This window comes from Halobaculum sp. XH14 (assembly GCF_032116555.1).
GTDB classification, from domain to species: Archaea; Halobacteriota; Halobacteria; order Halobacteriales; family Haloferacaceae; genus Halorarum; species Halorarum halobium.
The window spans coordinates 1-23,703 of record NZ_CP134949.1; the positions used below are offsets into that span (position 1 = coordinate 1).

Annotated in this window: 27 protein-coding genes; 15 read left to right on the forward strand and 12 right to left on the reverse strand. The window is 71.5% G+C overall.

What is annotated here, in order from left to right; genetic code table 11:
- Positions 1-93 precede the first annotated feature (93 nt).
- Genes RJT50_RS00005 through RJT50_RS00015 form a run of 3 tightly spaced genes read left to right on the forward strand, consistent with a single transcriptional unit; the run spans position 94 to position 2,211 of the window.
- The gene (locus RJT50_RS00005) at positions 94-1,182 is read left to right on the forward strand and encodes an AAA family ATPase (RefSeq protein WP_313692899.1); all 1,089 of its coding nucleotides are present in this window, start codon (positions 94-96) and stop codon (positions 1,180-1,182) included.
- On the forward strand, positions 1,179-1,769 hold the full coding sequence (locus RJT50_RS00010; protein ID WP_313692901.1) for a protein sorting system archaetidylserine decarboxylase: 591 nt from the start codon (positions 1,179-1,181) through the stop codon (positions 1,767-1,769). Before RJT50_RS00005 ends, RJT50_RS00010 begins: the two co-directional genes overlap by 4 nt.
- 55 nt (positions 1,770-1,824) lie before the next feature.
- Positions 1,825-2,211: a hypothetical protein gene (locus RJT50_RS00015; RefSeq protein WP_313692903.1), complete on the forward strand. Its 387-nt coding sequence runs from the start codon at positions 1,825-1,827 to the stop codon at positions 2,209-2,211.
- Between the two features lie 19 nt (positions 2,212-2,230).
- On the opposite strand, the gene RJT50_RS00020 is transcribed toward RJT50_RS00015, so the two are convergent.
- Positions 2,231-3,232, reverse strand: coding sequence for a methyltransferase domain-containing protein (locus RJT50_RS00020; RefSeq protein WP_313692905.1), 1,002 nt, complete (start codon positions 3,230-3,232; stop codon positions 2,231-2,233).
- Between the two features lie 117 nt (positions 3,233-3,349).
- On the opposite strand from RJT50_RS00020, the gene RJT50_RS00025 reads away from it, so the two are divergent.
- From RJT50_RS00025 to RJT50_RS00045, 5 genes are all read left to right on the forward strand, one after another.
- On the forward strand, positions 3,350-3,910 hold the full coding sequence (locus RJT50_RS00025) for a TATA-box-binding protein (RefSeq protein ID WP_313692907.1): 561 nt from the start codon (positions 3,350-3,352) through the stop codon (positions 3,908-3,910).
- Between the two features lie 3 nt (positions 3,911-3,913).
- Positions 3,914-4,267 (forward strand): DUF7473 family protein, encoded by a 354-nt coding sequence (locus RJT50_RS00030; RefSeq protein WP_313692909.1) that lies wholly within the window; start codon positions 3,914-3,916, stop codon positions 4,265-4,267.
- Complete coding sequence (locus RJT50_RS00035) at positions 4,264-5,259, forward strand: CPBP family intramembrane glutamic endopeptidase (protein ID WP_313692911.1); 996 nt, start codon at positions 4,264-4,266, stop codon at positions 5,257-5,259. Before RJT50_RS00030 ends, RJT50_RS00035 begins: the two co-directional genes overlap by 4 nt.
- A gap of 110 nt (positions 5,260-5,369) precedes the next feature.
- Positions 5,370-5,756: a hypothetical protein gene (locus tag RJT50_RS00040; RefSeq protein WP_313692913.1), complete on the forward strand. Its 387-nt coding sequence runs from the start codon at positions 5,370-5,372 to the stop codon at positions 5,754-5,756.
- Positions 5,757-5,834: 78 nt separating this feature from the next.
- Entirely contained in the window at positions 5,835-7,112 is a 1,278-nt protein-coding gene (locus tag RJT50_RS00045) for a right-handed parallel beta-helix repeat-containing protein (RefSeq protein ID WP_313692915.1), read from the forward strand.
- Positions 7,113-7,158: 46 nt separating this feature from the next.
- Here the strand turns inward: RJT50_RS00045 and hisG are convergent, their stop codons facing one another.
- Positions 7,159-8,046 (reverse strand): ATP phosphoribosyltransferase, encoded by an 888-nt coding sequence (gene hisG, locus RJT50_RS00050; protein ID WP_313692916.1) that lies wholly within the window; start codon positions 8,044-8,046, stop codon positions 7,159-7,161.
- A gap of 99 nt (positions 8,047-8,145) precedes the next feature.
- On the opposite strand from hisG, the gene RJT50_RS00055 reads away from it, so the two are divergent.
- The 4 genes from RJT50_RS00055 (at position 8,146) to RJT50_RS00070 (ending at position 12,995) form a co-directional block, all read left to right on the forward strand.
- Positions 8,146-9,345, forward strand: coding sequence for a peptidase (locus RJT50_RS00055; protein WP_313692918.1), 1,200 nt, complete (start codon positions 8,146-8,148; stop codon positions 9,343-9,345).
- A 25-nt stretch (positions 9,346-9,370) separates the two neighbouring features.
- The gene (locus RJT50_RS00060; protein WP_313692920.1) at positions 9,371-10,735 is read left to right on the forward strand and encodes an amidohydrolase; all 1,365 of its coding nucleotides are present in this window, start codon (positions 9,371-9,373) and stop codon (positions 10,733-10,735) included.
- A gap of 672 nt (positions 10,736-11,407) precedes the next feature.
- The gene (gene hisI, locus RJT50_RS00065) at positions 11,408-11,836 is read left to right on the forward strand and encodes a phosphoribosyl-AMP cyclohydrolase (protein ID WP_313692922.1); all 429 of its coding nucleotides are present in this window, start codon (positions 11,408-11,410) and stop codon (positions 11,834-11,836) included.
- The gene (locus RJT50_RS00070; RefSeq protein ID WP_313692924.1) at positions 11,823-12,995 is read left to right on the forward strand and encodes a DUF7118 family protein; all 1,173 of its coding nucleotides are present in this window, start codon (positions 11,823-11,825) and stop codon (positions 12,993-12,995) included. The genes hisI and RJT50_RS00070 overlap by 14 nt, the downstream gene beginning before the upstream one ends.
- 33 nt (positions 12,996-13,028) lie before the next feature.
- On the opposite strand, the gene RJT50_RS00075 is transcribed toward RJT50_RS00070, so the two are convergent.
- The 4 genes from RJT50_RS00075 to RJT50_RS00090 all read right to left on the reverse strand — a co-directional run bounded on the left by RJT50_RS00075 (position 13,029) and on the right by RJT50_RS00090 (position 16,301).
- Positions 13,029-13,580, reverse strand: coding sequence for a GNAT family N-acetyltransferase (locus tag RJT50_RS00075; protein WP_313692925.1), 552 nt, complete (start codon positions 13,578-13,580; stop codon positions 13,029-13,031).
- Positions 13,581-13,712: 132 nt separating this feature from the next.
- Positions 13,713-14,414, reverse strand: coding sequence for a CPBP family intramembrane glutamic endopeptidase (locus tag RJT50_RS00080; protein WP_313692927.1), 702 nt, complete (start codon positions 14,412-14,414; stop codon positions 13,713-13,715).
- 129 nt (positions 14,415-14,543) lie between these two features.
- Positions 14,544-15,905, reverse strand: coding sequence for a phosphoglucosamine mutase (gene glmM, locus RJT50_RS00085; protein ID WP_313692929.1), 1,362 nt, complete (start codon positions 15,903-15,905; stop codon positions 14,544-14,546).
- 69 nt (positions 15,906-15,974) lie between these two features.
- On the reverse strand, positions 15,975-16,301 hold the full coding sequence (locus tag RJT50_RS00090; protein ID WP_313692931.1) for a HalOD1 output domain-containing protein: 327 nt from the start codon (positions 16,299-16,301) through the stop codon (positions 15,975-15,977).
- Positions 16,302-16,740: 439 nt separating this feature from the next.
- Between RJT50_RS00090 and RJT50_RS00095 the strand changes: the two genes are divergently transcribed.
- Together RJT50_RS00095 and RJT50_RS00100 are read left to right on the forward strand one after the other, a co-directional pair.
- The gene (locus tag RJT50_RS00095) at positions 16,741-17,331 is read left to right on the forward strand and encodes a DUF7474 family protein (RefSeq protein WP_313692933.1); all 591 of its coding nucleotides are present in this window, start codon (positions 16,741-16,743) and stop codon (positions 17,329-17,331) included.
- Between the two features lie 42 nt (positions 17,332-17,373).
- Positions 17,374-18,693: an MFS transporter gene (locus RJT50_RS00100; protein ID WP_313692934.1), complete on the forward strand. Its 1,320-nt coding sequence runs from the start codon at positions 17,374-17,376 to the stop codon at positions 18,691-18,693.
- A 415-nt stretch (positions 18,694-19,108) separates the two neighbouring features.
- Here the strand turns inward: RJT50_RS00100 and RJT50_RS00105 are convergent, their stop codons facing one another.
- The 3 genes from RJT50_RS00105 to RJT50_RS00115 all read right to left on the reverse strand — a co-directional run bounded on the left by RJT50_RS00105 (position 19,109) and on the right by RJT50_RS00115 (position 20,886).
- Complete coding sequence (locus tag RJT50_RS00105; RefSeq protein ID WP_313692935.1) at positions 19,109-19,726, reverse strand: HAD family hydrolase; 618 nt, start codon at positions 19,724-19,726, stop codon at positions 19,109-19,111.
- A gap of 57 nt (positions 19,727-19,783) precedes the next feature.
- Positions 19,784-20,527, reverse strand: coding sequence for a DNA polymerase sliding clamp (locus tag RJT50_RS00110; protein WP_313692937.1), 744 nt, complete (start codon positions 20,525-20,527; stop codon positions 19,784-19,786).
- Between the two features lie 185 nt (positions 20,528-20,712).
- Entirely contained in the window at positions 20,713-20,886 is a 174-nt protein-coding gene (locus RJT50_RS00115) for a DUF7535 family protein (RefSeq protein WP_313692939.1), read from the reverse strand.
- Positions 20,887-21,008: 122 nt separating this feature from the next.
- Between RJT50_RS00115 and RJT50_RS00120 the strand changes: the two genes are divergently transcribed.
- Positions 21,009-21,791: an RlmE family RNA methyltransferase gene (locus tag RJT50_RS00120; protein WP_313692941.1), complete on the forward strand. Its 783-nt coding sequence runs from the start codon at positions 21,009-21,011 to the stop codon at positions 21,789-21,791.
- Positions 21,792-21,888: 97 nt separating this feature from the next.
- Here the strand turns inward: RJT50_RS00120 and RJT50_RS00125 are convergent, their stop codons facing one another.
- The 3 genes from RJT50_RS00125 to RJT50_RS00135 all read right to left on the reverse strand — a co-directional run bounded on the left by RJT50_RS00125 (position 21,889) and on the right by RJT50_RS00135 (position 23,431).
- The gene (locus RJT50_RS00125) at positions 21,889-22,383 is read right to left on the reverse strand and encodes a DUF5518 domain-containing protein (RefSeq protein WP_313692942.1); all 495 of its coding nucleotides are present in this window, start codon (positions 22,381-22,383) and stop codon (positions 21,889-21,891) included.
- Positions 22,384-22,515: 132 nt separating this feature from the next.
- Positions 22,516-23,244 carry a queuosine precursor transporter gene (locus RJT50_RS00130; protein WP_313692944.1) on the reverse strand — a complete coding sequence of 243 codons (729 nt, stop codon included), beginning with the start codon at positions 23,242-23,244 and terminating at the stop codon, positions 22,516-22,518.
- Positions 23,237-23,431, reverse strand: a complete 195-nt coding sequence (locus RJT50_RS00135) for a ribbon-helix-helix domain-containing protein (RefSeq protein WP_313692946.1) — start codon at positions 23,429-23,431, stop codon at positions 23,237-23,239. The genes RJT50_RS00130 and RJT50_RS00135 overlap by 8 nt, the downstream gene beginning before the upstream one ends.
- Between the last annotated feature and the right edge of the window lie 272 nt (positions 23,432-23,703).

Sequence of the window (23,703 nt, forward strand, 5' to 3'; positions counted from 1 at the left end):
GACCCCCGACGGGCCCGGTTCAACCCCTGATCTCCCGTCGTCGGCAGAACCGAACGACCACGTTCATACCCCCCCGTCCACTACCGGCTACCAATGGACGGCCCGCTGTGGACCGAGACGCACGCCCCCGACCTCGCGGACGTCCCCCAGGCGGAGGTCCGCGACCGGCTCTCCCGCGCGGTCGACGAGCCGATGAACCTCGTCGTGCAGGGTCCGCCCGGCATCGGCAAGACAGCCGCGGTCCGGGCGCTCGCCCGCGAGACGCACGCCGATGCGGACAACGACCTCATCGAGATCAACGTCGCGGACTTCTTCGACCGCACGAAAAAGGAGATCCGCACTGACCCGCGCTTCGAGCCGTTCCTCCAGGGTCGAAGCCGGATGGCGAAACGCGACATGATCAACCGCGTGCTGAAGGAGTCGGCCGCCAACGCGCCGATGTCGGGCGAGTTCAAGACGGTGCTGCTCGACAACGCCGAGGCCATCCGCGAGGACTTCCAGCAGGCGCTCCGGCGCGTGATGGAGCGCTACCACCGCACCACACAGTTCGTCATCACCACCCGCCAGCCCTCGAAGCTCATCCCGCCCATTCGATCGCGCTGCTTCCCGGTCCCGATGCGGGTGCCGACCACCGACGAGACCATCGACGTGCTCGCCGGGATCTGTGAGGCCGAGGGCGTCGAGTACGACGACGACGGCCTGGAGTTCGTCGCCAGCGCTGCGAACGGCGACGTCCGCGAGGCCGTGCTCTCCGCCCAGGCCACGGCGGTCGAGCACGACGCGGTGACGATGCAGGGCGCCTACGAGACGCTGAACGACGTCGGCACCGACGAGCAGGTGCTCTCGGCGCTGGAGGAGGCCCGCGCAGGCGACCTCTCGGACGCCCGGGGCACGATCGACGACCTGCTCTCCGAGGAGGGGTTCGACGGCGGCGACCTGCTGCGGGAACTGTGCCGGGTCGCGCGCTCGAAGTCCGACGCCTCCTCCGAGTCCGTCGCCCGCCTCCACGCGCTCGCCGGCGAGGTCGACCTCGACCTAACCGACGGCCTCGACGACCGACTCCACCTCACCCACCTGCTCGCCTCGTGGGCGGCGGGGCGGCGGACGACCCGGCAGGGGGTGCGCGGCGACGGGTCGGCGGCGGGCGAGGGGCGGTCGGCCCGCGGCGGGGCGGACGCGTGAACCTCACCCCCGGCGCGTGGCGGTACGTCCTCCCGCCGCTGGCGCTGGGCATCCCGCTGCTCGCGCTGGTGTTCCCCATCGGCCTCGCGCTCGTCGGGATGTCGGCGTTCGCGGCCTGGTTCTTCCGCGACCCCGAGCGCAGTCCGGCGGGCGAGGGCATCGTCTCCCCGGCGGACGGCCGCGTCTCGGTGCTGCGCGAGGACGGCGACCGCGTGCGCGTCGGGGTGTTCATGAGCCCGTTCGACGTCCACGTCAACCGTGCTCCGGCGGGCGGCGAGGTGACGCGGCTCGACCACCGCGGCGCGGCGCACAGACCGGCATTCTCGAAGGAGTCGGCCCGCAACGAGCGCGTCGAGTTCTCGGTCGGCGACGTGGACGGCGCGCTCATCGCGGGCTGGTTCGCCCGCCGGATCACCCCCTCGGTTTCCCGTGGAGACGAGGTGACCCGCGGCGAGCGCATCGGCCACATCGCGTTCGGGTCGCGCGCCGACGTCGTGTTGCCCCCCGAATACGGCACGTCGGACGTGCGGGTGAGGAAGGGCGAGAAGGTGCGGGCCGGCGAGTCGATCGTGGCTCGTCGGGACTGACGACCCCCGACGGCGACTCGGGCGATTTTTGTGCGCGTCCCGGCATCCTCAGTCCGTGCCCTCCTCCGATCCGCCCTGGCGCTACGGCGTCGCGGTGTTCCCGCTCGTTCCGCTCGCGACGCTGACCGACCTCGTCGGCTTTCGGGTGTTCCTCGAACTCGTCGCCGGGGGCTCGACGAGCGAGGCCGGAATGCTGGCCGCCGTCGTCGCCTTCCTCGTCTCCGCCGTCGTCTCGATCGCGGGCGGCGTCGCCGCGCTCGTCGTGCTCGGCGCGCTCCTGCTCGACGCGCGAGCGCTCCGACGAACGGACGCTGCCTTCGCACCGCATCCGGCCGTCGCCGGGGTCGTGGGGCTCGTCCACTTGCTCGCGTGGCTCCTCGCGCCGCTGTACGTCCTCTCGGTGCCGGCGCTCGCCTACTACACCTACCGGCGGTTCGCGTAGTCACCGGGCGTCGAGACGGTCAGCGTCCGTCGAGAACCAGCACGTGCCGGACGAGCGACCGGTGTACCCGGCGCTCGAACGAGTCCGTCACCGACCACCCGGCAGCCTCCGCCTCGGCGCGCCAGGACCGGTCGGCGATCAGCACCCCGCGGGGCGCGACCCGGAAGGCCTCCGAGAGCGCGCCCTCCACGAGGTCTGCCAGCCGGTGCCGGGCGATCTTCGACTGCCGGCCGTACGGCGCGTCGAACACGACGCCGTCGACGGCATCGTCCCGGAGTCCGAGCGCCGTGGCGTCGCCCCGAATCACCTCGAACTCGACATCGCCGGGCAGATACCGTGCGAGGTTCTCCCGCGTTCCCCGGACCATCTTCGCCTGCGCGTCGGCCCCGAGGACGTCGCTGCCGACGAGGCCGGCCTCGATGAGCGTCCCGCCCGTGCCACACATCGGGTCGAGCACGCGGGTGCCGGGGCCGGCGCCGGCGAGGTTGGCGTACGCCCGGGCGTCCATCGGCGCCATGCTCCCGGGCTGGAAGAACGGCCGATCGGTCGGCTTGCGCGTCGAGAAGTCCCGGACCGACTCGGCGACGACCCAGCCGACCAGGCAGGTCCCGTCGGCGAACAGCACCCGGAGGACGTGGTCCGGATCGTCGAGGTCGACCGGGAAGCCGGCCTCGACGAGCGCCTCGCCGCACTCGCGCTCGGCAGCGCCGGTGCTCACGTCGGCCGAGTCGCGGACGACGCGGGCCCGGACCGCGACCGTCCCCTCGCGGCGTTCGGCGTCGGCGACGTCCCGCAGGCCCGACTCAACGACGGCCGTGGCGCTCGCGGCGTCAGCCCCTCCCTCGACCCGACCGAGCAGGTCGAGCGCGCGGTGGGTGTAGGCGAGCCCCCGGACGCGCTCGGGCGCGACCGCGTCGGCGACCGCGAGGCCCGGGGCGAGGACGGACACGCCGCTCGCGGCGGTCGCGGCCTCCCGGGCCGCGAAGGCGTCCTCCTCGCCGGCGAGTTCGAGCCCGTACACGGGCCCCACGTGGCGGCCGTCGGGTATCAACCCCGCGACTCGTCGCGTGTCGGTGCCGGCCCCGGATTTCGGCGGCGATACTACTTTAACTCTTAAATACGACCACTAGCAGGAGAGATGGCCGACGCAAAGGAGTCGATACATATCGAGAACGTCGTCGCGTCGACGGGGATCGGGCAGGAACTCGACCTCCAGACGGTTGCGATGGACCTTGAGGGGGCCGACTACGACCCCGAGCAGTTCCCGGGGCTCGTCTACCGGACGCAGGACCCGAAGAGCGCGGCGCTCATCTTCCGGTCGGGCAAGATCGTCTGCACGGGCGCGAAATCCACCGACGCCGTCCATCGAGCGCTCGATCTGGTGTTCGACGAGCTGCGCGCGCTCGACATCCCGATCGAGGAGAACCCGGAGGTCACCGTCCAGAACATCGTCACCTCGGCGGACCTGGGTGCCTCGCTCAACCTCAACGCGATCGCCATCGGGCTCGGGCTCGAGAACATCGAGTACGAACCCGAGCAGTTCCCCGGGCTCGTCTACCGGCTCGGCGAACCGGACGTCGTCGCCCTGCTGTTCGGCTCGGGGAAGCTCGTCATCACCGGCGGGAAGGAGCCCAGCGACGCCGAGGCGGCCGTGGACGTCATCACCGAGCGCCTCACGGAGCTCGGCCTCTTCGGCTGAGGGATGTTACTCCAGACCTCGCCGGGCCGGGTCGTCGCCGGCTTCCTCCTCATCGCGGTGCTCTCGACGCTCGTCGCCAACACCGCCGCCTACTACGTGCTCGGTGACGCCGCCGAACTCCGCCGCGCGGTGCTCCCGGGCGTCGCCATGGCGGCCGTCGGCCTCACCGCCGCCGTGCTCCCGGTGGCGGCCGTCATCGGCCTCGCGCTCGTCGTCGACTTCGTTGCCGTCGCGGTCGCGTACGACCTGAACCGCCGCGGCACCGCGATGGTGACCGCGATGCACTACACGCTCACGGTCGCGGTCGCGCTGTTCGCCAACTACTCGCTCGCGCTGTACCAGGACGCCCCGCTGTGAACGACGCGTCGCCCCCGCCCGCGGGACCGTCCGAGGGCTCGTCCGAACCCCCGGACGCGCCCGACCCGCGGGGACGGTTTCCCCGACTGCGTCGCCTGTTCTGGATTCCGGACGAGCGCCGGCCGACCGCGCCGCTCCGGCTGTTCGCCGCGCTGGTCGTCGTCGCCGTCGCCGCGGTCCTCACGTCGCTCCTGCTCGTCTTCCTCCCGCTCTCGGGCGTCGCCGCCACGGTCGTCACGAGCCTGGCGATTCCGGTCGCCGTCACGCTCGCGGTGCTGGTTGCCGCCCGGTTCGTGGACCGCCGGCGGCTCGCCGACCTCGGCCTGAGACGGGAGCGGGGCTGGCTCGCGGACCTCGGCTTCGGCCTCGCGCTCGGCGTCGCCCTGCAGGCGCTCGTCGCCGGCGTCGGCCTCGCAGCCGGCTGGTACCGGCTCTCGGGCGTCCTCGTCGGCCCGCCGGTCGGCCTGCTGACGACGCTCGCGCTGTTTCTCGGCGTCGGCGTCTACGAGGAACTGCTGCTCCGGGGGTATCTGCTCACCAACCTCGGCGAGTGGTTCTCGCGGCACGCCGGGCCCCTTCGGGCGGCCGGCCTGGCGCTCGTCGCCTCCAGCGGCGTCTTCGGCGCTGCCCACCTCACCAACCCGGGCGCGACGCTCGTCTCGACGCTTGGCATCACGTTCGCCGGCCTGTTCCTGGGACTGGGCTACCTGCTCACCGGGCGGCTCTCGCTCCCGGTCGGCGTCCACATCTCGTGGAACTACGCGCAGGGGAGCCTGTTCGGCTTCCCGGTCAGCGGGCTGTCGGTGCCCGCGAGCGTGCTCGCGCTGGAGCCGACCGGCCCCGAGGCGGTCACCGGCGGGAGTTTCGGCCCGGAGGCGGGGTTGCTCGGGATGGCCGCGCTGTGTGTCGGCATCGCGGCGACCACGTGGTGGGCCCGCTGGCGCGGGGAGGGGGGACTGGACGAACGGGTGCTGACGCTGGAGCGGCGCTGAACGAGCCCCGACGCGGCGTCCCTCGACGATCCACCCCGGTGACCGTCAACGGCCCGAGGGGGCAGGGTCGACGCGGAACGTTGATACGGCCCGATGCTGGCTCCTTGAACGTGTTCGAGTGGCTGTTCCCGACGTGGACGAACCCGGCCCTCCTCGCGCTGCTCGTCGGTCTGCGCGCGGCGGCCAACGTCGCCCTGACCGCGCTGGTGGCCCGGTCGCGACCCCCGAAAGCGGGGTCGGTGGTCACGGTCGGCGCGGCGGCGCTCACCGTCCTCTCCGCCGCGCTTTCGGTGCTGGTCCTCCGCGGCGACCTCGGGCTCGGCGCGTCGTACCTCGAGTTCGCCGTCCAGGTCGTCCTCGTCGTCGCCGGCGGCTACGCCGTCCGGTCGAACGGCTCCACCAGGCAGGTGCGGGCGGCCCTGCTCGCGGCCGCCTGCGCGATCGGACTGCTCCTCGTCACGATCCCGGCGTACGGCGAGGCGACCGTCGCGCCCTGAGGCGGGCGTCCGGAGCCGCGACGCGTGCTGTGGTCAGCCCACCGACAGATACTTCTCGGAGACACGTCCACAGCCCCCATGCGCCGTCGGACGTACCTCTCGGCCGTGGGCACGGGGATGGCGGGCCTCTCGGGCTGTGCGAGCGGGACTGACCCCGGGACGACGGGAACCGCCACCGAGCCCCCGACGGGCCGACACTCCGTGACGCCGTCCGGGACGCGGACCGAGACGCCGAGGCCGAACCCGGACACGATCTTCGTCGACCGCGAGGCGGGGGAACCCGGAAACCCCGGAACCGCCGAGGAGCCGCTCGACTCGATCCAGCGGGCCCTCGGTCACGCCCGGCCGGGCGAGACGGTGTACGTCCGCCCGGGCGTCTACCGCGAGCCCGTGTCGCCGCCCCGGAGCGGTGAGCCGGGCGCGCCGATCACGATCACCGGCCCGCCGGACGCGATCCTCAAGCCGAGCGAGCGGCGCTACTACATGCTCATCATCCGGCGGAGCCACGTCCACCTCACCGGCCTCACGGTCGACGGGCTCAAACGCCCCGACGAGCCGGACTCCGTCGAATCGTACGCCCGGACCTCGCCGATCGTGACCCGGCCGCCGCCCGACACCGACGAGTACCTCCGGGACCTGGTCATCGCGCCCCACGGGGTCGGCAACACTCGGAAGGCGCTCGTCGCCATCGACCGGACGCAGAACTCCGTCGTCGGCCCGTTCGAGGTGATCGGCCCCGGCGGGACGAAGTACCTGCTCACGGACCGGCACGGGCACAACGGCGAGGTCGTCTACCTCGGCACGTCGCCGAGCAACCTCGGGACCGACTGGCACCCGTGGACCGAGTACGACCGGACGAGCGGCATCCGGGTCCACCACGTCGACAACTCGGCCGGGTACGCCCACTCGGAGCTGGTGAACACGAAGCTCGGGACCCACGACATCACCGTCGAGTACTGCACCGACGGCGGGGGCTCGAAGAACACGGAGGACACCCCCGCGGCGTCGATGCGGCTCCAGAGCTTCGACACGACCGTCCGCTGGTGTGACCTCCGCGACGGGATGGGTCACGGCGTCGAGATCGGGAGCTACAAGGCCCGAGACGCACGCAGGGAGGGGAACCCGTCGGAGATCGAGCGGCGGGGCGGCTCGGACAACGCAGTGTACGGCAACCGGATCACCGGGTTCGACGACGAGGCGATCGCGTACCCGGTCGTCCGCGGACAGGCCGACCAGCGGTACGTCTGCGGGAACACGTACGACGGGGCCACCGACGGCACTCCCGACGCGAACTGCGGCGAGGAGGTGCCGACCGGCGACGGCATCGGGCACACCGGCGGCAACACCGAGCGATAGCTCCCCGTCGTGTCGTGGTGTGGCCTCCCCAACGTCGCCGCCGCACTCACTCCACCAGCCGCTCGATCTCGGTGACGAGGATGTCGGTCGCGCCGACCGACTGCAGGTCCGAGATGACGCCGAACACCTCGCGCTCGTCGACGACGACGTGGACCGCGACGTGGTCGGCCTTCCCGTCAACCTCGCCGGCGTCCGTGGCCGACTTGGGCGAGTCCGCCACGTCCATCACGGTCGGCCCGCCCATCCCCGGAATGACGTCCTTCACGTCCTCCAGCCGGTCGCTCGGGGCGTTCATCATCAGGTAGCGCTTCCCGTCGGCGGCGATGACCGACGAGAGCGCCGTCTCGACCTCCCCGACCTTCGGGTCGTCGGCGACGTCCGGGCGGGCGAACAGCCGGACCGAGGAAGCGAGCACCTCGTCGATCACAGCGAGGCGGTTCACCTGCAGCGTCGTCCCCGTCGAGGTGATGTCGACGATTGCGTCGGCCATCTCGACGTGGGGCGTGAGTTCCGTGGCGCCAGTCACCTCCACGACCCCGGCGTCGATGCCCTTCTCGTCGAGGTACTCGTGGGTGATGCGGGGGAACTCGGTGGCGACCGTGAGCCCCTCCACGTCCCCGGGTTCGGTGATGTCGCCCTCCTCGGGTGCGGCGAGCACGAGCCGGCAGTTGCCGAACGCGAGGTCGAGCAGGTCGTCCAGCTCCGCGCCCGACTCGCGGGCCTGATCGAGCCCCGTGACGCCCAGATCGGCCGCGCCGTCGGCGACGTACTCGGGAACGTCGGCGGCGCGTGCGAACAGCACGGAGACGTCGGGGTCGACGGTGTCGGCGTACAGCTGTCGGTCGGCGGTCTCCTCGACGTGCAGGCCGGCCCGTTCGAGGAGGTCCATCGTCGGCTCGTGCAAGCGCCCCTTGTTGGGCACGGCGATGCGCATGCGCGAGTCCAGGGGGTGGGCCGGGAACTGTCTTTCCCTCCGAGCGGGACCGGCACGGGGAGACGGTAGGCCTTTGGGCCGCGGTGCGGTGTCCCAGGTATGTTCGTCCTCCAGTCCGAGCCGAGCGCCGCCGCGCCAGCGCTCGGCCCGCCGCTCGCCCTCTGGGTCCTCCTGTGTCTGGTCGCGCTCGTGGTGGGGCTCGTCGCCACGGCGATCACCCGCCGGCTGTCGAACCCGGTCGGGAAGTTCCGCCTGCTGTACCTCGGCGTGCTCCTCCCGCTCGGCCTGCTCGCCTACGGCCTCCTCTCGCTGCTGGATCTCGGCGCCGCGCTCCGCGCGCCGCTCGTCGGGCCCCGCTCCGGACCGCTCGGGGTCGTACTCGCGGACTTTCTCACGATGCTGGCGGCGGGGGTCATCGGGCTGGCCGCGTACGCGCCGACGGTCCCCGCCGTCCGCGACGCCCGCGACATCGACCTGGGCGTCGGCGAGAGCCTCGCGGCGATGGCGCGCTACCTCGCCGGGCTCAGCCTCGTGTTCGCGCTGGCGTTCGCGCCGTTCCGCCTCGGCGGGACCGACTCGCCGCTCGCGCTCGTCGCCGGCCTCGCCGTTCTGGTCGGGCTCCTCGTCGCGGCCTCGCCGTGGCTGGTCGAAGCGCTCCGCTCGACCCACCGCCCGAGCGGCGCGGACGCGGACCGGGTCGCCGACCTGCGGAAGCGTGCGGGCCTCGACGTCCGGGACGTCCGGGTGCTCGACACCGACGACGAGGAGACGGCGAGCGCGCTCGTCCGCGGGCCGCCCCGGTTCCGCCGCCTGTTCGTCACGAGCACGTTCCTCGACGCGTTCGAGGACGACGTCGCGACCGCGCTGCTGGCGGTCCAGGCCGGCCGGCTTCGCTCGCACGCGCTGGCCCGCCGCATGGCCGCGGTCGTCGTCCCCGTCTTCCCGCTGGCGGCCGCGGTTTCGGGCGACGGTCCGGCCTGGCTCCTGCTCCTCGCGGCTGTCGTCGCGCTCGTTGGCGGTCTCGGGTTCGCGCGGCGCGGCGTCCTCGCGGCCGACGACGACGCCGCCGAGCGGGTCGGCCCGGACGTACTCGTCGCGGCGTTCGAGCGCTACGCCGCGTTCCACAACCTGGAGCCGTCGCGCCGGCGGGTGCCGAACCCGCTCTCGGCCAACGTCCCGCTCGGCGACCGGATCGACCGCATCCGGGAACGCGGTGCCGACGCCGCCGGCGGTCGTCGTGGCGGGAACGGGGGCCACGCCGACGGCGAGGACGACGCCGCTCGACCTTCGACGGATTGAGGGACCGTCGCCCCGCAGACGGGGTATGACCACGCTCGAAATCACCGGCGGCCGCGTCCTCCGCCCCGGTCGGGACGGCGGGACGGGATCGTCCCGGGCGGCCGACCACTCGATCGAGGCCGCTGACGTCCTGGTCGGCGTCGAGGCGGGCGAGATTCTGGCGGTCGGCCCGGACGTCGCCGAGGGGACCGACGCCACTGCCGGGGAAGCCGGCGGGGCCGACGAGACGCTGGACGCCTCGGGCGGCCTCGTCATCCCGGGGCTGGTGAACGCCCACGGCCACGCGGCGATGACGCTCCTGCGCGGCTACGCCGACGACAAGCACCTCGAGGCGTGGCTCCGGGAGGACATCTGGCCCGCGGAGGCCGAACTGACCCCCGAGGACGTCGCCGCGGGCACGCGGCTCGCGGCGCTGGAGATGATCCGGAGCGGGACGACGGCGTTCGCGGACATGTACTTCCACGTCGGCGAGGTCGTCGACGCGGTCCGGGAGGCGGGCCTGCGGGCACGGGTCGGGCACGGCGTCGTCACCGTCGGCAAGGACGACGAGGGCGCACACGCCGACTTCGAGGAGTCGCTCTCTGTCGCCGAGAAGTTCGACGGCGCGGCCGACGGCCGGGTCCGGACGGCGGTGATGCCCCACGCGCCCCACACGGTCGGGAGCGACTACTTCGCGGAGTTCGTCCCGCGGGCCCGCGCGGCGGGCGTCCCGTTCCACTTCCACCTGAACGAGACCGAGGTGTACGTCGAGGAGATCGGCGAGGAGGCGGGCGTCCGGCCGGCCGAGTACGCCGCCGACCACGACCTGCTGGCCGAGGACACCTGGGTCGCCCACGGCGTCCACATCGACGCCGGGGAGATCGACCGCCTCGCCGACTCCGGCACGGCGGTCGTCCACTGTCCGGCCTCGAACATGAAGCTCAACTCCGGGATGGCTCCCGTCCAGGAGATGCTCGACGCCGGCGTGACGGTCGCGCTCGGCACCGACGGCGCGGCCTCGAACAACGACCTCGACATGTTCGGGGAACTCCGCGACGCGGCGATGCTCGGCAAGCTCGCTGCCGACGACGCGGAGGCGGTCGACGCGGACACGGCGGTGCGGATGGCGACCGAGGGCGGCGCGAACGCGCTGGGCATCGAGGCCGGACGGGTCGAGGCGGGCGCGAAGGCGGACCTCGCGGTGGTGGATCTGGAGGCCGCCCATCTCACGCCCGAGCACGATCTGGTGTCGCACCTGGCGTACTCGGCGAAGGGGAGCGACGTTCGCCACACGGTGTGTGACGGCTCGGTGCTGATGCGGGATCGGGAGGTGCTGACGCTGGAGGAGGACGCCGTTCGGGAGCGCGCGGAGACGGCCGCGAGGGATCTGGCTGCGCGGGCGCGGGACTGACTTCGGGACGTTCGAGGATGGTGTTCTTGCCTGATCGGCGGTTTCGTCGACACGCCGTCGATCGTCTTGGAAGTCTTCGTGGCGTTCGTTTTCAGGCGACAGTCGATTGTCGTGGCGCACACCTCGAAAGCCCGCGCGGCCCCTTTCACTCCCGCCCACTGCGCCTCACCCTCCCCAGCCTCCTGTGCGTTACCTCGGAGCAAACTCCTCGGAAGTCACCCTCGCTTCGCTCGCGTGAGCCTCGCACGAGCGGTCTCGCTACGCTCGATCGCTGCGCGCCACGTGGCCCGTGTCAGGTCGTGCGGTCGGCGCGTGCCGGCGGGCCTCCGTTCACGCGAGCGAGCCTGCGAGCGAGGGTGATCTCACGAGACCACAGGTCTCGGGGAGTGCCCGCCGGGTGCGCGCGAGGGATGAGCGAGTGAAACGAGCGAATCGGCTGGGAGGCGTGTGGCTGTGCGGGGCGGCGCAGTGGGTGGGACTGAAAGGGGCCGCACCGAGCCGACAGGTGCGGGGGCTTTCGAGGCGTTCGATGCGACAACTGAGTCGACACGCATACCAACTGAGTCGACACACGATCCGAGAACGACCCGCACTACTGAGCAGCCAAACCGACCGCCTCGAATCGCCAGCGGACGCACAAGACATATCGGCCCGTCGCACCACCACCCGAACATGAGTTCGACCGCCGAGGGCGTCGAGGTGGACTTCGGCGACGACGGGCTGGTCCCCGCCGTGGCCCAGGACGCGGACACCGGCGAGGTGCTGATGCTCGCCTACGTGGACGAGGAGGCGCTGGCCCGCACGCACGAGACGGGCCGGGCCCACTACCACTCCCGCTCGCGCGACGAGTTGTGGGAGAAGGGAGCCAGCAGCGGGCACACCCAGGAGGTCCGGGAGGTCCGGGTCGACTGCGACGCCGACACCCTCCTCTATCTCGTCGACCAGACCGGCGGGGCGTGCCACACCGGCTACCGCTCCTGTTTCCACCGCACCGTCGACGGCGTCTCCGTGAGCGACGAGAACGGAGGCTCGTCGACCGTAACGGTCGACGTAGACGTCGACGGCGAACGCGTCTTCGACCCCGAGGATGTCTACGAGTGAGACCGCCGCCGGCGACGGCGACGCGGGCGACGCCGAGCGGGCGCTCCGTCGGGCCCGTCGCCGACTGCGCGACGCGGAGTCGGCCGTCGCGGAGTACGGCGAGTCCGACCTCGAACGGGTACGGGACGCGCTCGGGACCGCCGAGGGGCTGCTCGACCGGTACGAGGGCTCCGCGACCGGGACCGGCGACTTCCAGGCGTACGTCGAGTTCCAGGGCGAGTTCGCCGACCTCGTGGAGGGGCTCCCCGACGACCTCCCGGCCCGCGACGCGTTCGAGGCGGCCAACGACGTCGTCGACCAGCGCCGCCTCTCCGAGTCCGACTTCGCCGGCGCCCGCGAGCGGCTCGCCCCGGCACGCGAACTCGCCGAACTACTTTCCGACCGCGAGGCGGCCCGGAGCGCGCTCCGCGAGGCCGAACGCGACGCGCAGGCGCGGGTCGCCGACCTCGACGAGCGGGTCGACCACCACGAGCGCGTCCTCGACCTCGGCGAGGCGCTGACCGGCGAGGACGCCGACGCGGCGTTCCAGGAGCGGGTCGCCGACCTCCGCGGGACGGTCGAGTCGTACGACGGGGCGGTGACGGACGCCTTCCGCGAGTACCGCCGGACGGCGAGCGCCCGCGAGTTCCTCGGCTTCGTCGCCGACACCGCGGCGTACCCGCTGGTCGCGTTCGAGACGCCGCCCGACGAACTGCTCTCGTACGTCGAGTCCCACGCGGTCGGCGAGGAGCCGCTCCCCGACCTGCTGGAGTTCGCCGACTACTCGACGTCGAAGCTCGGTCACTACGTCGAGAACCCCGGCACCTTCCGGACCCGGGTCCCCGTCCACAGGACGTATCTCGACCGGCTCTCGGCGGACCCCCTGCTCGTGGACTGGCCCGCCCCGCCGGCCGGCGAACTCGACGCGCTCGCGGGCGAACTCGTCTCGGTCGTCGCCAAGTTCGCCGACGAGGACGTCGTCGCGTCGGCCCGCGAACTGCGGCGCGCGGCCGCGGCCGACGACTACGACCGACTCCGCCGCGTCGCCCTCGCGGAGTCGGAGCTCACCGACGAGGAGCGACGGAAGCTCGAAGCGGGCGAGATCGAGGCGGAACTGGACGCCGCCCGCGAGGAGCGCCGACGGCTCCGCGACGCGCTGGCGGAGACGGACGATACCTGACGATTCCCGGCCCGGTCGGCCGGCTCCGGCCCCTCACAGCGACTTCTCGTACATCACGGTCGGGTACGCCTCGCCGGCGACCTCGAAGGTCGCCTCGCCCCGGACCGTGAACCCGCGCGAGTCGTAGAAGCCGCGGGCGGCGTCGTTGTCGCGGAACGCTTCGAGGACCAGCGCCTCGGCATCGTCCGGAATCCGATCTACCCCCGCCTCGAGCAGCCGGCTGCCGATCCCCTCGCCCTGCCGGTCGGGGGCGACGTAGACGGCCCGCAGTCCGACCTCGTCGTCGCCGACGAACTGCTTGGTGAGCGCGGCGTCCAGGACGAACTGGGCGAAGCCGGCGACCCCGAGGGCGTCGGCGTCCCGGGCCGCCGAGCCGTCGTCGGCGCCGCCGACGGCGACGAGGAACGTCTGACCCTCCCGCCGCGCGTCGTCGTAGCGCTCGCGGAGTTCCCGCCCCTCCGGGACGGTGAACCCGTCGAGCACCTCGGCCGGCAGGATGTGGCCGTAGGCGTCGCGCCAGGCGGTGCGGTTGACCGCCATCGCGCCGCGGTACTCCTCGAGCGACGTGACCGGGCGGACCTCCATGGTCGCGGGTCGCGCCCCGCCGTGAAAAATCGGGGCGGCGTGACAGATCGGAACGGGATGACGGGTCGGAGCCGAGTGACGGGTCGGGAGCGGGCCGACGGACCGCCCCTGCCGCCCCCGGCCGCCTCGATCTCAGCCGACGTACTGCATCAGGAACCGGGGGATGATGACGAACGCGTAGAGGTCGTTGATCGCGTGGGCGAGGATGCACGCCCCGAGGTTGCGCCGCCAGACGTACAGCAGCGTCAGGAGGAGCGCGTTGACCCCGATCTGGAGCGTCCCGCCGACGCCCCAGAACGGGAGGTGGACCGCGGTGAACACGAGGAACGTGAGGCCCGCGCCGACCCAGACGCTCCCGGTCAGTTCGGCCAGCCGCTCGATCGGGTAGCCGCGGTAGAGCACCTCCTCGGTCACCGCGGCGGTGAGCGACAGCGCGATCAGGAGGGCGACCGGGAGGCGAGCGAGCGTCTCGATGCCGGAGACCGTGGTTTCGAACCCGAGCGCTGCCAGTAGCGGCGTCGTGACCACGTAGCTCGCGGCGCCGAGCACGAAGACGAGCACGGCCGCGGCGACGTCGCGCCAGCCGAGCCCACCGAGCCCGATGGAGTCGAGCCCCCGACCCTCCCAGTACAGCACGAGGGCGACGAGCAGCCCGGTCACGAACCACTTCACGCCGAGGTCGTTCACGACGAGTTGCCTGAACTCGCCGCCCGGCAGCACCGCCGAGCCGAGCGCCTGCAGGACCGAGAGGCCACAGAGCGCGATCACGAGCCCGACGAGGGTTGCGGCGTCGGTATCGATCGATTCGAGGCTGAACGTCGACTGTTCTGCCATACGCGCTCGTCGCCCGGCGACGACATCGACCCTCGGGCCGGACTGTCGAACCGACAGGTCGTGAGAAGGTTTATTGCGGGCCGTCCGCCGGAAGCGCCCGGTACGGCCGATACTGCCCCGAGTTCCGTGTTAGCGCGCCGCCTCGAGCGTCCGTCGCACGTCCGCGGCCAGTTCCTCGGCGCGGTCGGGTTCGCGGCCCTCCGCGTAGATCCGGACCTTCGGCTCCGTGCCCGACGGGCGCACGAGCACCCAGGCGTCGCCGTAGTCGAGGCGGTAGCCGTCGATGGTGCTCGGCGTGGCGTCGGCGTCCGCGGCGTACGCTTCGGCGGCCGCGAGCATCGCGTCGAGTTCGCGGTCGTCCTCGTAGGCGAGGTTGAGCCGGACGTTGTGGTAGTCGCCGTACGGCGCGACGACCTCGCTGACCGGCTCGCGGCGCTCGGCGAGCAGTTCGAGGAACTTCGCGCCGATGAACGCGCCGTCCCGGACCAGCCGGTACTCCGGGAAGAAGACGCCGCCGTTGCCCTCGCCGGCGACGGGGACCGACTCGCCCGCGTCCCACAGTTCGCGGATGCGGGTGATGATGTTCGTCGAGCCGATGGGGGTGAGCTCCAGCGTCGCGCCCGCCTCCTCGCAGACGTCGACGAGGCGCTGGGAGACGTTCACGGCCGCGACGGTCGTGTCGCCGACCGAGAGCCCCCGGGCCGCCAGCGCCGCGAGCGAGGCGTCGCCCTCGACGTACGCGCCCGTCTCGTCGTAGAAGATGGCGCGGTCCGCGTCGCCGTCGTGGGCGATGCCGACGTCAGCGTCCGCCGCGCGCACGAGGCGGCCGAGGTCGCCCAGGTTCGCCTCGACGGGTTCGGGCTGGCGGCCGGGGAAGTGGCCGTCCGCCTGCGCGTTGACCGTGACGACCTCACAGCCGAGTTCGCGGAAGAAGTCGGGGGAGGTGAGCGCCCCCGCGCCGTGGCCGGGGTCGAGCGCGACCGTCAGGCCGGCGGCCGCGACGGCGTCGCGGTCGACCGCGGCGAGCATGTCGTCGACGTACGCCTCGTTGGCGTGGGTGACCGCGGTCGTCTCGCCGACCTCGTCCCACGCCGCGTCGTGGAACGAGTCGGCCAAAAGCGCCTCCTCGATGCGTTCGAGCCGGTCGACCGGGAGTTCGATCCCCTCGTCACCGACGAGCTTCACGCCGTTGTACTCCGGGGGGTTGTGCGAGGCCGTGATGAGCACGCCCGGAACGGCCTCCTCCTCGCAGTAGCGGACCGCCGCCGGCGTGGGCGTGACGCCCAGCCGCGCCACGTCGACGCCGGCGCTGGCGATCCCCGCGGCGGCCGCGTCCGCGAACATCCCGCCCGTCGTGCGGGTGTCGCGGCCGAGCGCCACCCGGTCGGCCTCCCAGACGGTCGCGGCGGCCTTCGCCACGCGCAGGACGAACGCGGGGGTGAGCTCCTCGCCCGCGACGCCGCGGGTCCCGCTGGAGCCGAAGATCTTCATTCGTGTCGGCTTCGGCCCGGTGGCGGCATAGTGGTTCCGAACGACGGTCGCCCGGATCGACTCGCGCCGTCAGTCGCCGGACGGGTCCGACGGTGATCCGACCGTGATCTCGCCGTCGCTCCCGACCATCACGTCGACCCCGGCGTAGGTGAAGGAGACGCGGACGGTCGTCCCGCCGTCGTCCTCGACGCCCGTGAGGAGGCTGTTCAGGGCGTCGACGTCGATGCACTCCTGTAACAGCGGGACGGCCGTGGGGTCGCGGTCGGTGGCCTCCGCGACGGCCTCGATCAGGCCGATGCTCGGCTTACCGCTCCCGTCCCAGACGGCTCGAACTCGGTCGTCCTCCCCCACGATTCCCGATCGTTCCACGTTCGACTCGTTCTCTTTTTCAGTCATTCTGGAGGGTCGCTCCGAACGGCGCTGGTCCCCCGGCGATCCCCGCTCCCCGGCAGTCGTCCGCGCTTGGATTCAGCCCGGGGCATGGTACAATATACCACGGCCGGGTAAATGTCTTTTGTGGCGGGTCTCGAAACCATTCCCCACGCGATACGGCAAATACCGGGCCGTTTTCGGAGGAATGAAATCCGCGCGTTCGGCGTTCACGATCCGGTGCCGGTCACCGTTCTGCCCCGTTCGAACCGCCTCAAACTCGTTCGGTCCCCTCGGACTCCCCGGGCTCGTTCCGATCGCCTTCGGACTCCATCGGACCCGTTTCGGCTCCGGCCGCGCGCGCTCGCCGGGTGGAGCGGCCGGGCTCCCGTCCGGCCGGCAGGGCGACGGCGCGTGAAACCACGGGACCTAAGACCCAGCACGGAGAGCACCACCAACACCACCGATGCCGCGGTTCGCGTACCCCTGCCCGGGCTGTCGCACCACGAACAGCCTGCACGACGCCGCCTGCGACCACGAGGGGACCGCCTGGACCCGCGTGGAGAAGGCGTACACCGACCTGCTCGCGGTGCTGGTGCGCGATGCCATCACGGAGGACGCGCTCCGCCACGCGGTCCACGGCGAGTGGTCGGCGCTCCACAACGCGGCGCTGGACCTGCTCGTCCGCGAGGGTCGGGTCCAGGAGACCGACGCGGGCCTCCGCCTGCTGACCGCCGAGGAGTACCGCGAGGCGGTCTCCGAGCCGCGGAGCGAGCCGATGGCGACGCTGTACCGACAGGGGAGCTACCCCGGCGCGCACGACAACGCCGTGTTCGCCATGATCGCCTGGTACGAGATGGTCGGCCTGTCGTGGGAGGAGACTCGCGAGCACACCGTCGAGTGGCTGGAGGAGTCGGGCACCTGGGCCCGCGGCGGGTTCGAGGAGGCCTCCCCCGCGGCGCTCGTCGACAAGAAACGTCACGTGTACGAGGCCGGCTACGGCTGGAAGGAGAAGGCCCGCGCGGCAAAGCGCGTCATCGAGGCCCACCGGGGCTGAGACTGACACAACCCTAAGTCCGCCGCCGCCGAAGGGGCCGACGTGTCGCTCACGCGCTCGGCCACCGTCGCCGACGCCGAGCCCTCGCCGCCCGCCGGCTCCCGCCGCGCGGTCGCGGTGGTCGTCGGCGTCGTGTTCCTCGACCTGCTCGGCTTCGGCGTCGTCATCCCGGTCCTCCCCTTTTACGTGCGCTCGTTCGGCGTCAGCGACGTGTTCATCGGCCTGCTCGCGGCCTCCTACTCGCTCGCGCAGTTCCTCGCCGCGCCGACGCTCGGCCGCATCTCCGACCAGTACGGCCGCCGGCCGGTGATCATGGCCTCGGTCGCGACGGCGGCCGTCGCGTGGACCGTGTTCGGCCTCGCCGCGGAGGTTGGAACGCTCGCGGGCACTGCCGCGGCCGTGGCGACGCTGTTCGTCTCGCGGACGCTCGCGGGGGCGGCCGGCGGCAACATCGCCGCCGCGCAGGCGTACGTCGCCGACGTGACGCCCGAGGACCGCCGTGCCGGCGCGCTGGGACTGGTCGGGGCGGCGTTCGCGCTGGGGTTCGTCTTCGGCCCGGCCATCGGCGGCCTCGCCGCGAGCGACGGCGTCGTCGCGGCGGCGGACGCCGCGCTCCCGGCGTTCGTCCCGACGACGCGGTTCTCGCTGCCGAGCTTCGTCGCGGCCGGCCTGTCGCTGGTCGCGCTCGTCGCCGCCGCGCTCGTCCTGAAGGAGCCGGACCGGGAGCGCCGTCCGGCCCCGCGGCGGTCGCTGCTCGACTCGTTCCGGGACGCGCTGGCGGACGCGACGCTCCGGCCGCTGGTGGTCGCGTTCTTCCTCGCCTCGGTCGCGTTCGCGGGCATCCAGGTGATGTTCATCCCGTTCGCGGCGGACTTCTACGGCTACGGCGCGACGGAGGCGGCGCTGTTTCTCACGTACATCGGCGTGCTCGGCACGGTGAACCAGGGCGTGCTCGTGGGGAAACTGGAGCGGCGCTACGGCGCGGCGCCGCTGGCGGTCGCCGGCGGGGTGTCACTCGCAACCGCGCTGGCACTCCTGCCGTTCACGCCGGCGGTCGGGAGCCTGCTCCCCGCGCCCGCCGGGCCGGCGTGGCTCGACGGCCCGCTCCTGGCGCTGCTCGCGGACGGCGCGCTGCTCTCGTTCGGCAACGGCGCGTTCACGGTGTCGCTCACGACGCTCGTCTCCCGCGCCGCGAGCGAGGAGACGCAGGGGGCCGCGTTCGGGGTGACGCAGGGCGCCGGGAGCCTCGGTCGGACGGTGGGACCGCCGGTCGCCGCCGCCGCCTACGTCGCGGCCTACTGGTCGCCGTTCGTCGCCGGCGCCGTGGTGCTCGTACCGGCGCTGTTTCTTCTTCGACGGTGAGGGAGTTGCGATGAGGGATTCAGCCGGGTGGCGCGCGTGACGGCGAGCCCCGCAGGGGCGAGCGGACGCGCGCGAGGGACGAGCACCGCAGGCTCGCGAACGCGGTGAGCGAGCCGAGGAGCACAGGAGGCTGGGGAGGCTGAGGTGCTGTGCGGTGGCGGGGCGGTCTGGGTGGGACTGAAAGGGGCCGCGGCTGTCGGCGAACCCCGGCGCCTCAAGCACCGCAGGGAGCGAACGAAGTGAGCGACCGAGGAGCACAGAGCGTGCCGCGGGAGCCGACAGCCGCGGGGGCTTTCGAGGTGCTCCTCGCTGAACCCGAACGGGCGACGAGTGCGAAACGTCGAGAATCAAGCCACGCGGCGAATTTCGAGAACAGTCCCCACGAACCTCGACGAACGCCGGAGTCGAGTGATCCCTACAGAAACTCGGCAACCGCATCAGCGACCGAGTCCGGCCCCTCCACGTGAACCCCCCGCCACCCGAACTCCCGCGACGCCGCCACATCAGCGTCAAAGTCGTCACCGACCATGACGTGCTCGTCGGCCTCCAGCAGCTCCTCGGCCCGCCTGAACACGGCGGAGTCCGGCTTGTGCGCGCCGGCGTCGTAGCTCGTCAGGATCGCGTCGACGTACTCCGTCAGCCCGTTCGTCCCCAGCTTTCCGCGCTGCCACTCGGCCACGCCGTTCGTGAGGACGCCGACCGAGACGTCGTCGGTGCCCGACAGTTCGGCGAGCGCGTCGTGGACCGACGCCGGCGTCTCGGCCTCGTCGAACTCGGCGATGCGGAGGGCGTCGACGAAGTACGCCGGCTCCGCGTCGCCGCCCGCCGCGGCGATGGCGCGCTCGGCGCCGACGCGATACGGGTCGGGCTCGTGGGCCTCGAAGGCCTCGAAGAAGCCCCGGTCGTACTCCGACAGGAACTCGTCGGTCGGCTCGATGCCCGCCGCGTCGCAGGCGCGTTCGAGGATGGCCGCGTAGTCGTCGATGTCGAGCAGCGTTCCGTCGAGGTCGAACCAGACGGCGAGACGGGCCATGCGAACTGGCGGGCCGGCGCGGTGAAAAGGGTGCCGTGAGCGGGGGACGCGGTCGGCTCAGTCGCTCTGGATGCGCGGCGCGAGCATGAACGTCGTGTGGCCCATGCCCTCGGCGAACTCGTAGTGGAGCTTCACCGGGAACTCCTCGCCGAGTTCGATGCGGACCTCCGCGTCGGCCGGGATGGCCTTGTTCATGTCCTTCAGGTAGTCCAGCGAGAACAGCGAGTCGGCCGGGCCGGCCTGCAGGTCGATGAGGTCCTCGCGGGGAAGCTTCAGGTCGACGTCGTCGGTGTCGCCCTCGGCCTCGATGATGAACGCCTCGTCGGCCTCGTCGACGCGCAGGCGGATGTGGTCCGACACCATGTCGGCGGCCTTGATGCCGCGGTCGAGCTGGGCGCCCTCGAGGACGATCTCGGAGGTGAGATCGAGGTCCGGGATGTCCGGCTCCTGGCGGATGGAGTCCGGGTCGATGAGCGCGAGCGTGTAGCTCAGCCCCTCCATCTCGATGTGGAGCTTCCGGGTCTCCTCGTCGAGTTCCAGGTGGACCAGGTCACCCGAGTTGGCCATGCCGGCGATGTCCTCCAGCCGGTTGAGGTTCACGCCGATGACGCCGCCGTCGGCCTCGTAGGACTCGAACGCGGCGGCCTCCAGCGAGAGGTCGACCATGCCGACGCTCGCGGGATCGACCGCTCGGATCGCGAGTTCGTCCTCGTTCAGCCGGATCTTGCACTCGTCGACCAGCACGCTCACCGAGTCGAGTGCGTCCCGGAGGGTCGACGCGCTCACGATGGCCTTGAACATGTGTGGGCGCTACGGTTGACCCCCTCAAAATACCCGCGGTTCACCGACCCGAGCGAGCCGCCGTGTGCACGGAATCGGCCGGGCGAGGCCGTCGATCCGGGAGCGCACGTCCGCGGACCGTTCGTGAAACGCTCTCGCGGTTCGCTCGTAGTTCGGCCGTGGAACGCTCGTAATTCGCCCGCAGTTCAGTCAGGCCGACCGTCGGTGCCGGCGAGCAGGTAGTACACCGCGAGGAACGGCAACAGCGGCAACAGCAGGAGCGCCACGCCGGCCCCGACGAGCCACCCGGCGACGCCCATCTGCGGGAGGCGAGCGTACCCCCGGTTCGATCCCAGCGAGTACGGCGAATCGTCAGCCATACGCGATGATTTTCGACGGGGCGGTTTGAACGCCTCGAAAGCGGTCAGTCGTGAACCGGTCGCGCCCCCCCCCGGGACGCGGAACGAACCGCATAACCGCCTCGGGCCGCAAGGAACGGCAAATGGGTCGCAAGGACGAGTACTACAACAAGGCGAAACAGCAGGGCTACCGCGCCCGCTCGGCCTACAAGCTCCAGCAGCTCGACGAGGAGTCAGACCTGTTCTCGGGCGGCGAGACGGTCGTGGACCTCGGCGCGGCCCCGGGCGGGTGGCTCCAGGTCGCAGCCGAGCGCGTCGGCGACCACGGGCGCGTCGTCGGCGTCGACTTCCAGTCGATCGACGGCCTGGAGCACGACCACGTGAAGACGGTGCGGGGCGACATGACCGAGGACCGGACGCGCTACTACCTCCGGAAGGCGCTCGGCGCCGAGGAGGGCGAGCAGGTCGTCGACGTCGTCGTCTCGGACATGGCCCCGAACATGTCCGGTGAGTACTCGCTGGACCACGCGCGCTCCATCCATCTCGCCCGCCAGGCGTTCGAGGTCGCGCTCGAACTGCTGAAGCCCGGCGGCGACTTCGTCGTCAAGGTGTTCGACGGCCAGGATCTGGCCGACTTTCGCGCGGACGTGGAGCCCGAGTTCCAGTACGTCCGGGCCTACACGCCCGAGGCCAGCCGGAAACAGTCCTCCGAGCGCTACCTCATCGGCAAGGGCCGGACCGACGCGCCGGTCGCCGAGGACGACGAGGTGGAACTGAAGATCGTCGACGTCGGCGACGAGGGCGACGGCATCGCACGGATCGAGGGGTTCACGGTGTTCGTGTCCGGCGCCGAGGAGGGCGAGACGGTTCGGGCCCGGGTCGGGGACGTGAAGCCGCGGTTCGCGTTCGCGGAGCGGCTGGACTGATCTGCAGGTTCTCTACAGGTCGGTGATGCCGTTTGTTCGTCGCGGAGTTGGTCGAACGCCTCCGCCGGGATGCCGAGGACCAAGTAGGCGAGGGGCACTACGAACTCATTTCGTAGTCTTGCCATGGACGGAGAGTCCGTCCATCAATCCGTCGTAGCAGTATTATGACGCGTTCGTCCCGGTGTTCCATCGTGAGGTAACGGTGTTTGCCACCCACCCACCGACACGACCGCATGCCAGACCGAACACGGGAGAGACGCACAGGACTAGCCCAGTCGCGAAGACCCAGAATACGACTCTGGACAGCGGCCATGCCGCCGTCGCACCACTTGACTACTGTCACGATGAGCGTGAGCACCGCGACGACGCCACCAAGAAAACCGGCGCGGAATCCGACATCATCCGGGTCTCTCGAGCGGATTACGGCGATACCCCCCGCGATGAACGCTCCAATAACCATGATACCGCCACCGATGGTCGCCTCCGAGTTCGGCAACCAGTTTATCATGGCAGCGATGGGCAGTGAGGCTACCGCGCCGATGAGCGCGAACCGCCACGCCGATGGGGTAGTGCGGAGGAGCGATGGGGACATTCGTCCCAGGAAATCATCGAGCGCCATCAATACTCTTCGTCAGCGAACGGAGTACGCTCCGTCAGAGTGTCACTCTCGGCGCTCTAAGCCATCAAAAACGGGCCGTGACGACCGCTCGCTGTTCCGCCCGCGTCAGTCCGCGTACGCCAGTCGCTCCGACCCGCTCCGCGACCGGACCGCCCCGACGACGGCGTAGACGAACGGCGTGTCGACGACGGCGATGAGCAGCTTCAGGGCGTACTGCCCGACGACGAGCGCGGCGATGCTCGGGCCCGCGGCGGCCGTCAGCGGCAGGCCGAGCTGTGCCCCGATGCCCAGTTGCGGGAGGACGTAGAACGCGACGCCGACGAACAGCACCGTGTCGACGAGCTGGCTCGTCGCGGTCGAGCCGACGTTGCGGAGCCAGAGGTGGTCGCCGTCGGTCGCGTCGCGGATGCGGTGGAACACCAGCACGTCCCAGTTCTGGCTCACGAGGTACGCGAGCAGGCTGCCGGCGACGATGTTGGTGCTCGCCCCGAGCACGGTCGCGAACGTCGACGCGAACTCGGGGTTCGCGGCCGGCGCGGCGATGGTGCTCCACACCAGCGCGAGCACGACGAAGTTCATCAGGAACGCCACGTTGACCATCTCCTGGGCCGCCCGCCGGCCGTACAGCTCCGCGTAGCAGTCGGAGGCGAAGAACGTCACCGCGTACGCCAGCGCCGCGCCGGGCAGCGTCAGCGTCGCGCCGGCAAAGGGCAGCGAGAAGGGGATCGCGACCGCGAGCAGCTTCGCGGCCGTCACCTGCGCGACCACGAGCGCGGTCACGAACAGCGCGACGATGGCGAGACGTTCGGGCGGAAGTCGGGTGGCGCTACTCATCGTCGTCCCCCGTCGCGTCCTCCTCCAGCCGGCCGTGCCGGGCGTCGATCTCGTCGAGCACGTCGAGGGTTTTTCGGACGGACGCTCTCACCGCGTCGCTCCGGTTCACGAACTTGCCGTCGTCGCCGACGTGCTCGTCGAGGTCGGCGAGGAGTTCGCCGGGGATCTCGACGCTTATTTTGGGCATACTGGGAGATTCCCTCGGGATTATTTGAAGGCACTCATTGATCGGTGGTTGGCTCGGTGGGCTACAGCGGAATTTCGGTCGGGGGTGCCGCGACTACCTCGAAAGCCCCCGCGGCCCCTTTCAGTCCCACCCACCGCAACCGCACCGCCCCGCACCTCACCCTCCCCAGCCTCTTGCGCTTCTCGCTCCCTGCGGTCGCTGTCGTTCGAAAGGCGCTTCGCGCCTTTCGTGATGACGAGACGCCGCTGGCGTCTCGAACCACGATGCTCATC

Coding starts and splice junctions, on each gene's coding strand:
- RJT50_RS00110 (WP_313692937.1), bottom strand. CDS start 20,527: ATGTTCAAGGCCATCGTGAGCGCGTCGACCCTCCGGGACGCACTCGAC.
- RJT50_RS00025 (WP_313692907.1), top strand. CDS start 3,350: ATGGCCGACGCAAAGGAGTCGATACATATCGAGAACGTCGTCGCGTCG.
- RJT50_RS00090 (WP_313692931.1), bottom strand. CDS start 16,301: ATGACTGAAAAAGAGAACGAGTCGAACGTGGAACGATCGGGAATCGTG.
- RJT50_RS00080 (WP_313692927.1), bottom strand. CDS start 14,414: ATGGCAGAACAGTCGACGTTCAGCCTCGAATCGATCGATACCGACGCC.
- RJT50_RS00030 (WP_313692909.1), top strand. CDS start 3,914: ATGTTACTCCAGACCTCGCCGGGCCGGGTCGTCGCCGGCTTCCTCCTC.
- RJT50_RS00135 (WP_313692946.1), bottom strand. CDS start 23,431: ATGCCCAAAATAAGCGTCGAGATCCCCGGCGAACTCCTCGCCGACCTC.
- RJT50_RS00060 (WP_313692920.1), top strand. CDS start 9,371: ATGACCACGCTCGAAATCACCGGCGGCCGCGTCCTCCGCCCCGGTCGG.
- RJT50_RS00130 (WP_313692944.1), bottom strand. CDS start 23,244: ATGAGTAGCGCCACCCGACTTCCGCCCGAACGTCTCGCCATCGTCGCG.
- RJT50_RS00055 (WP_313692918.1), top strand. CDS start 8,146: ATGTTCGTCCTCCAGTCCGAGCCGAGCGCCGCCGCGCCAGCGCTCGGC.
- RJT50_RS00005 (WP_313692899.1), top strand. CDS start 94: ATGGACGGCCCGCTGTGGACCGAGACGCACGCCCCCGACCTCGCGGAC.
- RJT50_RS00120 (WP_313692941.1), top strand. CDS start 21,009: ATGGGTCGCAAGGACGAGTACTACAACAAGGCGAAACAGCAGGGCTAC.
- RJT50_RS00125 (WP_313692942.1), bottom strand. CDS start 22,383: ATGTCCCCATCGCTCCTCCGCACTACCCCATCGGCGTGGCGGTTCGCG.
- RJT50_RS00105 (WP_313692935.1), bottom strand. CDS start 19,726: ATGGCCCGTCTCGCCGTCTGGTTCGACCTCGACGGAACGCTGCTCGAC.
- hisG (WP_313692916.1), bottom strand. CDS start 8,046: ATGCGCATCGCCGTGCCCAACAAGGGGCGCTTGCACGAGCCGACGATG.
- RJT50_RS00095 (WP_313692933.1), top strand. CDS start 16,741: ATGCCGCGGTTCGCGTACCCCTGCCCGGGCTGTCGCACCACGAACAGC.
- RJT50_RS00070 (WP_313692924.1), top strand. CDS start 11,823: ATGTCTACGAGTGAGACCGCCGCCGGCGACGGCGACGCGGGCGACGCC.
- RJT50_RS00045 (WP_313692915.1), top strand. CDS start 5,835: ATGCGCCGTCGGACGTACCTCTCGGCCGTGGGCACGGGGATGGCGGGC.
- hisI (WP_313692922.1), top strand. CDS start 11,408: ATGAGTTCGACCGCCGAGGGCGTCGAGGTGGACTTCGGCGACGACGGG.
- glmM (WP_313692929.1), bottom strand. CDS start 15,905: ATGAAGATCTTCGGCTCCAGCGGGACCCGCGGCGTCGCGGGCGAGGAG.
- RJT50_RS00115 (WP_313692939.1), bottom strand. CDS start 20,886: ATGGCTGACGATTCGCCGTACTCGCTGGGATCGAACCGGGGGTACGCT.
- RJT50_RS00075 (WP_313692925.1), bottom strand. CDS start 13,580: ATGGAGGTCCGCCCGGTCACGTCGCTCGAGGAGTACCGCGGCGCGATG.